This is a genomic window from Sorangium sp. So ce590 (assembly GCF_051521365.1).
In the GTDB taxonomy this organism is placed as follows: Bacteria; Myxococcota_A; Polyangia; order Polyangiales; family Polyangiaceae; genus Sorangium.
Genome location: NZ_CP150346.1, coordinates 3,836,025 through 3,848,360 on the forward strand (window position 1 = coordinate 3,836,025; position 12,336 = coordinate 3,848,360).

Consider the following 12,336-nt stretch of genomic DNA (forward strand, 5'->3'; position numbering starts at 1 on the left):
TTAGTTTGCGATGGCGTCGGTGGAGACCGCGTTCACCTGCCCCTCGACGCTCACCTCCTCGCCGTCTCCGTAGCGGATGGTTCCGAGCCAGTCTGCCGTCCAGGCGATCGGCGCCGCGGCGCTGTTGACCTGCGCCGGCCCCGAGGCGTTCACGACGATCTCGCCGATCAGCCCGGCGGTCTCCGAGGCGTCCATGCCCTCGCGCCAGAGGAGCTTGAGCCCGCCTGCGCAGAGCATCGCCATGCAGTCGCTGTTGCAGCCGGCGTAGCCGCCGAGCAGCTCGCCGAGCGCCGAGCATTCCGCTCCGTCGGCGAGCGCCGCAGGGACGGACTCCGCCGTTGTCTCCGCTGCAGCCCCGAGCCCGGCCGCGCCGCCGATGTAACCGCTCGGCACCCACGAGAGCGTCCCGGCGAGGCGGAGCACATCGCCGGGATCCGCTGTCCACGACATGAGCTGCTCTGGCGGTACGCCCGCGCTGTCGGCGGTGACGCTGCCGAGCCAGCTCGCCTCGAAGAGCGCGCTTCCCGGCATTTCTTCCAGCCCGCTCAGATGGCCGTCGATCGCGAGCGGCGTATCCGCGAGCCCGGCGCGGGCCCATGCACGACACCTGTTGCGCAGGGGGATCGGGAGCGCGGCGAGGTGCGCCTGCGCCGCCGCGTCCCAGCCGCGCTCGACCCGCTGCGCAGCGAACGCGCCTGCCTGCACCGACGGCGCCGCGCGCTGCATGGCGTCGAGCAGGGACGCGGCTTCCGCGCCGGCGGGCAAAAAGGCGTCGAGCAGCTGCTCGGTCGCCGCCTCGAGCAACGCGTTCAGCCCATCGTCCGTCACGAGCGTCAGCTTCGTGTTCAGGTGCGTCGCCGCCAGGTGGATGGGCAGGTCCCTGATCGGGACGTACACGTCGCGCGCGGACCCGGCTTGCAGCTCCCGCTCGCCCACACATCCCCACATGATCCGACCGCTGTGGAGCGCGATGGTGAGGCTCGGCCCCACAGGAGCGCCCTCGACGACGACCGGCTCGTCCGGACCGCCGTGCGCCACGAGCGCACCGATGGGCGCCTGGGGCGCTGCGGTTGCGAGCTCCTCGCATGTGGACTCGGCGACAACGCTCGCGGTCCAGCTCTTCGCGACGCGCGTGCCCTGGTAAACCGGGATGACGCGCAGCGTGCCGAAGCCCTCCGCGCTCACCGACACGCCGAGTTCGGCGGCCGGGCCATCCTTCGTGGCGGCGCGGAGTCGAAACGTGCTCCCCAGGTTCGAGGCGTGGAGCTGGACCGAGGCCCTGCCGTTGGCGTCCGCGATGGCCGTGGTGCGGTCGACCCACGCGCCCGCGGCCTCGCCGAGGAGGGTGAAGCTGATCTCGTAGGGCGCGGGCGGCTTGCCCCGGATCCAGAGCGTGCGCAGCTCCCCCGGCACGAGCTGAAGCGTCCCTTGCTGCTCGAACGCCAGCGTTCCCGGCCGAGGGACATCCGTGGGAACATCGGCGTCCTCTGCCGACCCGTCGGTCAGACGAAGCGAGCAGGACGCCAGTCCGACCATAAAAATCCGGAGCGCCCAGTGTTTCGAAGGCAAGTTCACCCGTGGAGTGTACCTCGCACCTCCCCCGGCGGAAAGCCGAGGGCCGAGCGCATGGCGGCTCACCCGGCGAGCCGTGGCCAGCGACGCTGCCGAGCGTCGGCGCGCGAGGTCAGCGGGCGCACACCGGACGAGCCCGCGAGCAACGCCGCGACGCCAGGGGCTCGCGAGGCGCGAACGGCGGCGCCGCGCGGGGCCGCGGGATGCGTGGCAGGCGGCGTCGAGCCGCGGGATGCGGCTACTTCACGTAGATCTGGGCGACGGCGAGGCCGCTGCCCCGGACGGTCATGACGGCCTTCGCAGGGCCGCCGACGGGGAGCGGGTTCTTGAAGCACTGCCCCTTGCCGCCGAGCGTGGCGTTCGGTCCGGTGGTGTTGTCCTGCGAGAGCACCACCGGCGGCAGCATCGGCGCGGGCTGCGCGACGATCTGCAGGTTGAGCTCCTGGATGCCGAGGCCCACGCCGATGACCGAGTAGCACTTGCCCGGCTGGATGTTGAACGGCTGCTCGAGCGTCTGGCCGTCCTGGAACTGCCCGGCAAAAGCGCCGCCTTCCGGTTGCATGCCCTGGACCTCGGAGGCCGCCATGGCCGTGAGCACCGGGGTCGCGGCGCTTACCGCCGCGGGCGCGATCGGGGTCGCCTGCCCGGTGCTCGTGCCCGTCTGCGTCGGGGCGGGGGTCGTCGTGGGGGTCGTGGGGGCAGGCTGCGTGTATCCCGGCTGGGGGGGCGTCTGACCGTACTGGCCCGGCTGCTGGGGGGTCGGAGCGTACTGCCCGGGGGGGTACTGGCCGGGCGGGGCCCCGTACTGGTTCTGCATCTGCGACGGGTTGTTCGGCTCCGGGTCGCTGCCTCCGCAGGCGAGGGGCGCGAGGCCGAGCAGGGCCGCAGGGATGAGGACGTACAAGCGCATACGAGGCTCCTTCAGGGTTGTGCGGGGTGAGGCCACGACATTGGGACGCTCGCCGCACCCGCGGCGGCTCACGGCCGCTGGTCACGGGCGGTAAGACGGTTGAGGTGGGGGCGTGTTCTACAACGACTTGGCGGCGCGAGGCCAGACGCTGAGGTGCGGCCAGGCTGAAGCGTGCAGAGCCAGGGGAGAGCGGAGGTCGCCGCGGCTGGGCCGCGGACCGAGGAGCACGTTGCCGACCGGCGTGCGTCTCCCGTGCCCACGGAGAGAGGAGGGCACCGCATCGCGTCGACGATGCCCCCCGGCCTCCCTGGCTGCGGCCGTTCGACCCTCGCCGGATGCGCTGAGCTCGCCTGGCGTCCCAGCGCGCCGCCGCTCATCGCCCCGCTGTGTTGAACGATAAGGAGGCACCCTGCCGTCGTCGCATCCGCCCGCGAGGCGCGCGCCGGCCCCCTATCTCACCGCACTGGAAGCCCTGCGGCGCTTTCGCCCAGTTGACGCGGGCGAAAGGCGACACCAAAAACCCGGTCCACAACTGCGCGTCCGGGGCGCGGCGGTCACGTGGTCCGCCTGGCGATCCAAGGCCGATACCGGCGCGAGCCCCGCCGGCCGGCCCATGCGCGGTCCGGCAGGCACGCGCCGCTTCCCTGTAGATTGAACAACGGGCGATCCCGCTCGCGGCGGGAGATCAGGAACGAGCCATGAGCGACATCCACCAGGCGATCAAGGATACCGTCGAGAGCAACCGCGTCGTCCTCTTCATGAAGGGCACCAAGACCTTCCCGCAATGCGGCTTCTCGGCCCGGGCCGTCGACATCCTGAAGAAGTGCGGCGTGGAGTTCAAAGACGTCAACGTTCTGAGCGACCCCTCGCTGCGCCAGGGAGTCAAGGACTACTCGCAGTGGCCGACGATCCCGCAGGTCTACGTGGACGGGAAGTTCGTGGGCGGCTCGGACATCCTGATGGAGATGTTCCAGTCGGGTGATCTGCAGAAGATCCTGTCGAAGCAGGGCTAGCCTCCGGATCGCTCCAGGGCACGCAGCCCCGCTGCCTCCAGGGCGCGGCGCAGGACCGCGTCGAACATGTCGCCGGTGAGCCGCCCGGTCTGGGTGTTCTGCTGGCTCACGTGGTAGCTGCCGAAGAGCCGCGCCTCCCCGGCGCCGCCGCGCGGGTCGGGGAGGCGCGCCTCCACGCCGTGCGCGAACGGAGGGAGGTGCGGGGCAGCGTCGGCGCCGCGCTGCGCGCCCTCACCGGCGGCGGACGCGCTGCGCGAACGGGCGAGCGCGCCGACGGCGTCGTAACCGATCTTGCCGAGCGCGAGGTAGACGCGCGCGCGCTGCAGGGCCGCGAGCTCTCGCTCGATCCAGCCGCGGCACGCCGCGAGCTCGGCGGGCATCGGCTTGTTGTCCGGGGGAGCGCAGTGGCAGGGGGCGGTGATGAACACGCCCTCCAGCGAGAGCCCATCGTCGCGCGCGGTGCTCGTCGGCTGCGAGGCGAGCCCCGCGCGAAAGAGCGCCGCGTAGAGGAAGTCACCCGAGCGATCGCCCGTGAACATCCGGCCGGTGCGGTTCGCGCCGTGCGCCGCCGGAGCCAGCCCGACGATCACGAGCGGCGCATCCGGATCGCCGAAGCCTGGCACGGGGCGACCCCAGTAGGTCTGGTCCCGGTAAGCGCGCCGCTTCTCCCGCGCGATGTCCTCGCGCCACGCCACGAGCCGCGGGCACCGACGGCACTCGACGAGCTCCGTCGCGATCTGCTCGAGCGCGCGCGCTGCGCCGCCGCCGCTCACGCGGCGGGCTCTCCGCTCGATCCCGTTGAGGCGCCGCCCTGCGCCATGTCCACCAGATCGCGCTCCACCACGCGCGTCTCCACGACCGGGCGCGGCGGCGCCGCCGCGCGCTCCGCGCTGCTCTGCTCGCCGGCCACCATCCCGGTCACGATCCGGTCGAGCACCGCGTCGAAGCGCAGGCGATTGAAGCGCGCGCCGCTCGCCAGCCAGTCGATGTGCCCGCCCTTGCCCGGAAAGTGGCCGACGATATCCAGGTGGTCGGCCTTGCCGGCCCAGATGAGGTCCCCCCAGACCTGCGAGGCGAGCGGGACCACGCCGTCGTTGGCGTCCGGCGGCGGCAGCTCGCCGAGGAGGCGCGCGAGCTTCTGCTCGATCGAGCCGTCATGCGAGCGACACGGGTAGTGCTCGTTCAGTCGCGCCGTGATGTTCGAGAGCGCAGTGAAGATGGCGGCCGACATCGCGCCCCACGGCGACCGGAGCGCCGACACCCAGTCGCGGACGGCGTTGCGCGGCGCGTACGTCGCGACGCTCTGGTAGCGCAGGCCCGCGCGGTCCACCAGGCCGGCGTGGAGCAGGTCCATCGCCTCGGGCATCAGCTGGACGATGGCGCCCTGGTCGTCGCGCAGGAGCTTCAACCAGGCGCGCAGATCGCGGCTCGAGGCGTCGTCGAGCACGCGGATGAAGCTCTCGATCGCGCGATCGATGAGCTCGATCTCGAAGAAGCCGAGCTGCGCCCGGCCGAACGCGGCGACGAGCGCAGACGCGGCCGCGAGCGGCGGCGCGCCGAGCTTGAGGCCCGCCACCGTGAGCGCCGTGATGGCGTAGAGGAGGCGCTGGCCGCTCACCGTGGCGAAGAACGCGGCGAGCGGCGTGCCGAAGTGAGGCGTGTTGATCGTGGTGACGGACCGCAGCCGGATCGTCCAACCGAGCCGGCGGTGCGCGTTGCCGGGCAGGCGCACCGTGGGTGAGGCGACGAGGCGGGCGTCGAGGCCTCCCGTCGAGTGGCCGACGATGTGGATCGGGCCATCGTCGTCCCCGGCGCTCTCGTCCACGAGGCGGGCGAGCTTCGCGGCGCGGCGGAGGATGGAGGCCGTCGGATGCACCTCGCAGACGTGGATCTCGACGATGCGGCCGCGATCACGGAAGCGCTCCTCGAGCGCTCGGATGAAATGCTCGAAGTACTCGAGGGAGGCGAGGGTCGCGAAGCCGAACATGCCTGGCGATAGGTAGACGCGCGTCTTCTGCACGCGCGAGAATGTGCCATTTTCATCGCCCCTCCGCGGCATTTCCCGCGCTGCCCGGCCGCCGGCCGCGTCCGCGTCCGCGTCCGCGTCCGCGCCCTCCGCGAAGAAGCGGCGGCATGCCGGCCGCAAATCCGGGTAACCTGCGATCGTGGACGACTCCAGCGCGCGGGAAATCGAAGCGGCTGTACAGGAGGCCTTGGGCCTGTTCGGAACCTCGGGCGCGGTGAGCGTCCAGGGAAGGCAGATCGCGCTGCATGGGCGCGGGGCGCCGGTGGCGATCGATCTGGAGCAGCTGGTCGAGCAGTGGCCGCTCCTGCCGCGGGACCTGCGCACGCGCAAGGCGTCCGACCTGGCGCGGCGGCTCGCGCAGGCGCACCGCGCGGTCAGCTCGCTGGCCCCGCCGGCGCCGACCGTGCCGATCCGGCCGGTGCGGCACGTCGTGATCCCGATCGGCGCGGTGCTGCTCGCGGTCGTCGGCGTGCTCGTCGCGGTGCGCCTGCTTCGATCGCGGGAGACGCCGGCCACGCTGCCGGCGGCGCCGGAGACGGACGTCGGCGAGGACGCGGCGCGGAACGCGCGCACCTGTGAGGCGGCGCGCAAGCGCATCTACTCGGGCGCGTCGATGGGACCGTTCGAGCTCGCTGGCTGGGTCGCCGAGCTCTGGCTGGCGACGCCCCGCGGCGGCGCGGCGCAGGCCGCCGCCGGTGCCGCGGGGCAGGATGCCCTGTCCGCCGAGTCCGTGGGGCTGGGCGCGTTCATCTCCCAGGGGAAGCTGACAGCGGCCGCCGACGCCGAGCTCGCGGCGGTCACCGACGGGCTCGTCGAGATCGTCCCCGGGTTCGACGAGGAGGAGGCGGGGCGCTCGCCGTCGTGGCGCGCGATCACCGCGCGGTTCTCCAGCGGGTACGCGCGAGCATACTTCGATCCCGCGCTCCGGGCGCGCTTCGTCGCGCTCGCCGACCGCATGGCCGATGGCGCGTCCGCTGAGCTCGGCGCCCTGTACGCGCGCTGCGCGCACCTGCCTTATCACGACGCGGGCGCCTGGTTCCGCGGCCCGGATCCGGCCGCTGCGGCGACGGCGCTCGTCTATGCGTCCGGCGTCTTCGCCGAGATGCCGGCGGTCGATCGAGGGGCGCTGGCCGCGCTGCGAGGGGCGGGGCCGATCGACGCGCTGCGAGGCGCCGGCGCCTCGCTCGACGCGGCGAGCCTGGGTAAGCTCGTGGGGGCGCACGGCGGCGGCATCACGAAGGGCGGGGCGGGCGCCGTCGTCATCACGTTCCCTGTCGGCGGGCCGACCCGGGCGACCAGCGCGAGCCGCATCGTCGCGCGCAAGCTGCAGGTCGGCGTGGGGCAGGACTGAACGATCACTCGCCCGCGGCGAAGTGCACGATCGAGTAGACCCGGGCCGCGTCGCCGGCGCGCTGCGCGAGGAGCGCCCGGCCGCCGAGGAAGTCGAGCTCGACGACGAAGGCGAAGCCGGCGACCTCGCCGCCCTGATTGCGCGCGAGCTCCGCGGCGGCCGAGGCCGTGCCGCCGGTCGCGAGCAGGTCGTCCACGATGAGGACCCTGGCCCCGGGCTTGATCGACCCCTTGTGCATCTCCAGCTCCGCCGTGCCGTACTCGAGCGCGTACGCCACCCGATCGGCCGCGGCCGGGAGCTTGCCGGGCTTGCGCACGGGCACGAAGCTCGCGTTGAGCCGGGCCGACAGCGCGCCGCCGAAGATGAAGCCCCGGGACTCGACGCCGACCACGACGTCGACGTGCTCGCCGATGTAACCCTGGGCCAGGAGATCCAGCGTGATGTGGAGCGCCCGCGGGTCGGCGAGGAGCGGCGTGATGTCCTTGAAGAGGATGCCCGGCTTCGGAAAATCCGGGACGTTGCGGAGGCGGGCCTTGAGGTAGCGGAGCGCGTGCTCGGAGGGCAGGGCGTCGTGGTTGAACATGGCGCCGAGCGTAGGCGAGCGCACCCGAGCCGGAAAGCGCTGCCAGGGCGACGCGCGCGCCGTCAGTCGGTGCGACCGTCGTTGAGCTCCGCGGCGAGCTGGAGCGCGACGCCCTCGTGCTGCGCCGCGAACAGGTCGAGCGTCAGCGGGGTGACGCTGACGGCGCCCTCGTCGTAGGCCTCGGTGTCCGAGCCGGGGACGAGGTCGTGGCGCACGCCTGCGCCGCCGATCCAGAGGTACTCGTGCCCGCGGGGATCCCGGCGAAAGATCACCTCTTCGGTGTAGAGGCGCGCGCCGATGCGCGTGGCGCGCACGGGCCAGCTGCTGCCCGCGGGGATGTTGACGTTGAGCAGCGGCGCCGGCCGGCGCCCCTCCGGCCTGGCGGCGCGGTGGAGGGCGAGGGCTAGCTTCACGCCGAGCGCCGCCGCGGCCGGGCGCGACGCGCCCGCGTCGGCGGAGAGCGCGATCGAGGGGATGCCGCGGAGCGCTCCTTCGCGCGCTGCGGCCACGGTGCCCGAGTAGAAGATGTCCGAGCCCAGGTTGAGCCCGTGGTTCATGCCCGACACGACCAGATCCGGGCGGCGCGGCAGCACGCGCGTGCCGGCGTGGAGGGCGACATAGATGCAGTCGGCGGGCGTCCCGTCGACCGCGAACACGCCGGGCGCGGCCTCCTGCAGCCGGAGGACGCGGTGCAGGCTCAGGGAGTGGCTCGTCGCGCTCTGGTTGACCGCGGGGGCGCACACGACCACGTCGGCGTGCAGGGCGAGCTCGTCGCGTACCGCGATCAGACCCGGGGCCGAGTAGCCGTCGTCGTTGGAGAGGAGGATCAGTGGGCGCATGCGTTTCGCTCGATGGCCCCCGCATCAGCTGCCGAGCAGGCGCCTCGCGAACGCGGCGACGAGCTCGACCAGGGCGCTCATGCGGCCGAAGAAGCCGGCTCCACCTCGCGCCCGCGCCATCGCGAAGGCGACGGTCCGGAGCGCCGGAGTATAAGGATACCACCACAGCTCGCTCTTCGCTCTGCTGCGGTCCTCGAGGAAGAAGCGCGGCCGCGTCAGGCCCGAGAGCGCGTGCGGGCTGCTCGTGATACCGGAGCCGCTGTCGCCCGTCCCCGTCCACGGAGCGGCCGGGAGCGCGCCCGTGAAGCCGTGATTGTTGATCGTCACCACGCCCGAGCGCAGCCGCCGCGCGAGCGCATGGGCTCGCTCGTAGCCGCGGGTCCAGAGGCTCGTCGTGAGCGCGAAGCGGGACGCGTTGGTGCGGGCGATCGCCTCCTCGGCGTTCTTCACGACCATGACGGGGAGGATGGGGCCGAACGTCTCGTCCTGGAGCAGCGGTGTGTCCTCGCGCTCGATCTTGACGACCGTCGGCGGGAAGGCGAGCGATCCTGCTGCCGGCGCGCCGCCGGCGAGGACCTCCGCCCCGCTCTCGACGGCCGCGTCGAGCTGATGCCGCACGATCTCGGCCTGCCGCGCGGTCGTCATCGCCCCGACGTCGACGCCGGCCCGGAGCTGCCCGGTGAGCGCGACGACGCGCGCGATGAAGCGATCCGCGATCGCCTGTTCGACGTAGACGCGCTCGATGGAAGCGCAGTTCTGTCCGGCGTTCGTGAAGGCACCCCAGACGACGCCGCGCGCGGCGCGCTCCAGGTCGCAGTCGTCCAGCACGATGGCGCTGTCCTTGCCACCGAGCTCCAGCGACGTCGGGACGAGGCGCTCGGCGCACGCGACGGCGATCTTCTTGCCGGTGGCGACGCTGCCGGTGAAGACGACGAGATCGACGCCGGCCTCGATGAGCGCGGCGCCGACGTCGCTGCCGCCCTGCGCGACGCCGAGGACACCCTCCGGGAGCAGCCCGTCGAACAGCGACGCCACGAGCGCGCCGGCGCGCGGCGTGACCTCGCTCGGCTTGAAGACCACGGCGTTGCCCGCGAGCAGCGCTGGCACGATCGTGCGCAGCGGGATCGCGACGGGGTAGTTCCAGGGCGTGATGAGCGCGACGACGCCGCGCGGGTCCCTCCGGATGCGCCCGACTTTGCCGGGGTAGGCGAGCGCGTCGAGATCGACGGGGGACTCGTCGAGCAGCTCCTCGATGGACAGGGTCCAGTAGTCGACGAGATCGGCGTTCGGCAGCACCTCGGCCAGCGCGGCTTCCTCGATCGGCTTGCCGCACTCGCGATGCAGGAGCGCTGCGATCTCTTCGGCCCGCGCGAGCAGGCGCTGCTTGACCCTCGCGATGAGCTCCGCCCGCTCCCGGATCGGGATCTCGGCCCAGGTGACCTGCGCCGCCCGCGCCCTCTCGACGATCATCGCGACGGCGCTGGGCTCTGTCCCCGCGACGGCGTCGAGGGGCTCTCCTCCTGCCGGGCTGCGCGTCGGGAAAGGTCCAGCGCTCGCCGTCCTGCCGGACGCCGGCGAGGCCGCCGCTTCGCTCGCTGCCGCGCAACCCTCGCCGATGGCAGCTGTCTTGGATTCCATGGGGCGCCGAGCCTAGCACCGCGCTTCTGCCCCCCTGCAGGGCGTGTGGGCCGCCCTCGAGGGGGGCAGGGGTTCTCGAGCGGACCAGCGCGGGGGGCTGCTACGGGGCGGGGTCGGCCGTCGAGGCGGGAGGCGTGGCCTCTTCGGCGGGGGCCGGCGCCGAGCCCTCGTCGTCAGGAGCGGCGGTGCCGGCGGGGTTGGCTTTCCGCTTGGCCGGCGGGTCCGTCGACGGGGTTGCCATGGTGGCAGCGATCGACAGGACCGTCTTCTTGCGGCAGCCGACGATGACCGCCTGACCCGAGGAGAGCCACGCGGGGCTCGACACCTTCTCCGTCGTCAATTTGCCGAGCCGCACGTAACGCGTCCCGCAGGGCACGTCGAGCGTCTCTCCCGTATTTCCGGCGAGTGAGCCGTTCACGTACACGGATGCCTGCTGGGGCGAGTTGACCAAGAGATGACCACGGTTCGGCGGCAGATCCTCGGCGCTACCCGCAGCAGGCGCCGCGGTCTCGGCCGGCGCCGCGGTCTCGGCCGGCGCCGCGGTCTCGGCCGGCGCCGCGGTCTCGGCCGGCGCCGCGGTCTCGGCCGGCGCCGGTGCGGCCGCGGTCTCGGCCGGCGCTGCGGTCGGCGTCGGAGGCTGCGCCGTCACGTCCTGCGTTGCGCCCGGGGTGGTGTCGGGGACGACGTTCGGGAGGGGCGCGGGCTCGGAGCCGAACAACCCGAGGCGATGCGCAACCGCTGCGCCGCCCACGAGGAGCGCCACGGCCGCGATGAGGATGCCCACGCGGGAACGCGGGCGCGGAGGCGGGCGATCGGTGACGCTTGCGTCGGCGGGCGGACGCGCGGTGACGCGCTCGGACGGCTTCAGCCCCTTCTCCGTGGTGATGGGCGGGTCCTTGGTGATGACCTTCGGGAGGAGATCGCGATCGACCGGCTTCGACCTGGAGTTGCGATCCGCTTCCTCGCGCGCGTCCTTGGGCAGCACCCCCGGCGGCGCCTCGACGGTCTCTTGATCCTGGATCGAGCGAGCGATCGCCTGGGCCTCGGACCGCGCGGATCGCACGGCCGTCTCCTCGTCTTCAAGGCCTTCGGGGCGAGAGCGAATGACGGTGGCCTCGTCCTCGAGCATGCCGCGGATCACGGTCGGCTCGTCGTCGACCATATCGCGGCTGAGCTCGCGCTCGGTGGCAGGCTCTCCGAACGCGCGCCGTGTGGCCGCGGTGACCTGCTCCGCCTTGGGGGTGACCGGTTCCGCGGTGGACGCCACGTGGGCCGTGACCGCGTCCAGCGCGAAGGCGCCTTCCTTCCCGACAGGCGTGGTCGTGGCGGGCGCCTCGGCGCGGTCGGGCAACGACCTGCGCTCGGCGCGCGCCTCGTGCGCTGCGGCTTCCGGCGTCTGCCTGCGCTCGACGGGGATCTTCAGCGCTGCAGCCGACCTCTGCGCGGGCTCCGGCTCGTCGGGGAGGAGCCCCGCGAACGAGAGCTCGCTGTCGCTCTCCGCCACCATCTTCCTTCCCGCGGTGTCCTCGTGCGGGAAGAACGGCTTCGTTTCTGCGCGCGGACTGGAGCCGCGGGCGGGGGGCACTGCCGGACCGGCAGAGAGCGCGTCCCTGCCCTGGCCTGACCTGGCGGCCGGCGCCGTGACCTTGGCCGCGGGTCGGGTCGCCTCTCTCGGCCTGGGCTCGGCGGGCTCCGCGGGCGGGCGGAAGGTCTCCTGGGGGCCGGCGTCACGGGCTTCGCCCCGCGGGAGATCGAGGGAGGCCCCGGGCCTCGCGGCCGGCTTCCCGGGGTAGCTGGGAGGCGGCGCCGGAATCCGCGCCGGGGTCGCGGCCGCCGGCTTGCCGGCCGGCGTCTTGGCTGCGCTCGCGGCGGGCGTGGCCGCTGCGGCCGTCCTCACCGCAGGCTGTGGCGGCGTCTTCGCGGCAGGCTGCTGCGGCGCCTTCGCGGCCGCGGAAGGATGCCTCGCGACCCCGCCGGCCGCGGTCTGCGGCGCCTGAGCGGCGGGCGGCGCGGCAGCCTGGCGCGCATCGCCGGGCAGGCCCGAACCGTCGATGCTGCCGACGTCGTCCAGGAACGGCTCGGGGGCGCGCGGCGCGGACGGCCCGCCCAGGGCGACCGCGCTGGCCGCACCTGCCGGCCGTGCTTCGTTCGCCGGCGACGTTTCTGGCGCGATCAACCTGACGTTGGGCAAGGCCGCGCCCGCCGTGGCGATGGCGCCGGGCGCTTCGCCGCGGTGCGGGACGAGCTCCGCGGAGACCGGGAGCTGCGACCGGGTTCGAGGCGCAGCGGTGTTCCGCTGCACCCGCTGGAGGAGCGCTTCGAGGGTGGCGACTTTTTCGGCGACGTTCACGCCGCGTCAGCATATCGCGGCTCGGCGCTCGTTACATCATTCGCGGTGAGGGAG

Annotated in this window: 10 protein-coding genes; 2 read left to right on the forward strand and 8 right to left on the reverse strand. The window is 73.2% G+C overall.

Annotation, left to right across the window (positions count from 1 at the left end; all coding sequences use genetic code 11):
- Both WMF28_RS14515 and WMF28_RS14520 read right to left on the reverse strand, forming a co-directional pair.
- Complete coding sequence (locus WMF28_RS14515; RefSeq protein WP_437602814.1) at positions 1 to 1,575, reverse strand: hypothetical protein; 1,575 nt, start codon at positions 1,573 to 1,575, stop codon at positions 1 to 3.
- Positions 1,576 to 1,810: 235 nt separating this feature from the next.
- Positions 1,811 to 2,482: a hypothetical protein gene (locus WMF28_RS14520; RefSeq protein ID WP_437602815.1), complete on the reverse strand. Its 672-nt coding sequence runs from the start codon at positions 2,480 to 2,482 to the stop codon at positions 1,811 to 1,813.
- Between the two features lie 698 nt (positions 2,483 to 3,180).
- Between WMF28_RS14520 and grxD the strand changes: the two genes are divergently transcribed.
- On the forward strand, positions 3,181 to 3,495 hold the full coding sequence (gene grxD / locus WMF28_RS14525; protein ID WP_437602816.1) for a Grx4 family monothiol glutaredoxin: 315 nt from the start codon (positions 3,181 to 3,183) through the stop codon (positions 3,493 to 3,495).
- Here grxD and WMF28_RS14530 read toward each other — a convergent pair.
- Both WMF28_RS14530 and WMF28_RS14535 read right to left on the reverse strand, forming a co-directional pair.
- Positions 3,492 to 4,268 (reverse strand): uracil-DNA glycosylase, encoded by a 777-nt coding sequence (locus WMF28_RS14530; protein ID WP_437602817.1) that lies wholly within the window; start codon positions 4,266 to 4,268, stop codon positions 3,492 to 3,494. The two genes, grxD and WMF28_RS14530, sit on opposite strands and share 4 nt — an antisense overlap.
- Entirely contained in the window at positions 4,265 to 5,482 is a 1,218-nt protein-coding gene (locus tag WMF28_RS14535; protein ID WP_437602818.1) for an esterase/lipase family protein, read from the reverse strand. The genes WMF28_RS14530 and WMF28_RS14535 overlap by 4 nt, the downstream gene beginning before the upstream one ends.
- Before the next feature lie 226 nt (positions 5,483 to 5,708).
- Here WMF28_RS14535 and WMF28_RS14540 point away from each other — a divergent pair, with 226 nt between their 5' ends.
- Positions 5,709 to 6,872: a hypothetical protein gene (locus WMF28_RS14540; RefSeq protein WP_437602819.1), complete on the forward strand. Its 1,164-nt coding sequence runs from the start codon at positions 5,709 to 5,711 to the stop codon at positions 6,870 to 6,872.
- A gap of 4 nt (positions 6,873 to 6,876) precedes the next feature.
- On the opposite strand, the gene WMF28_RS14545 is transcribed toward WMF28_RS14540, so the two are convergent.
- The 4 genes from WMF28_RS14545 to WMF28_RS14560 form a co-directional block, all read right to left on the reverse strand.
- Positions 6,877 to 7,479, reverse strand: a complete 603-nt coding sequence (locus WMF28_RS14545; protein ID WP_437602820.1) for an adenine phosphoribosyltransferase — start codon at positions 7,477 to 7,479, stop codon at positions 6,877 to 6,879.
- Between the two features lie 38 nt (positions 7,480 to 7,517).
- Positions 7,518 to 8,294: a 5'/3'-nucleotidase SurE gene (gene surE / locus WMF28_RS14550; RefSeq protein WP_437602821.1), complete on the reverse strand. Its 777-nt coding sequence runs from the start codon at positions 8,292 to 8,294 to the stop codon at positions 7,518 to 7,520.
- A gap of 24 nt (positions 8,295 to 8,318) precedes the next feature.
- Positions 8,319 to 9,932 carry an aldehyde dehydrogenase family protein gene (locus tag WMF28_RS14555; protein WP_437602822.1) on the reverse strand — a complete coding sequence of 538 codons (1,614 nt, stop codon included), beginning with the start codon at positions 9,930 to 9,932 and terminating at the stop codon, positions 8,319 to 8,321.
- Positions 9,933 to 10,032: 100 nt separating this feature from the next.
- A complete protein-coding gene (locus tag WMF28_RS14560; RefSeq protein WP_437602823.1) occupies positions 10,033 to 12,282 on the reverse strand; it encodes a hypothetical protein in 2,250 nt (749 codons plus the stop codon).
- Between the last annotated feature and the right edge of the window lie 54 nt (positions 12,283 to 12,336).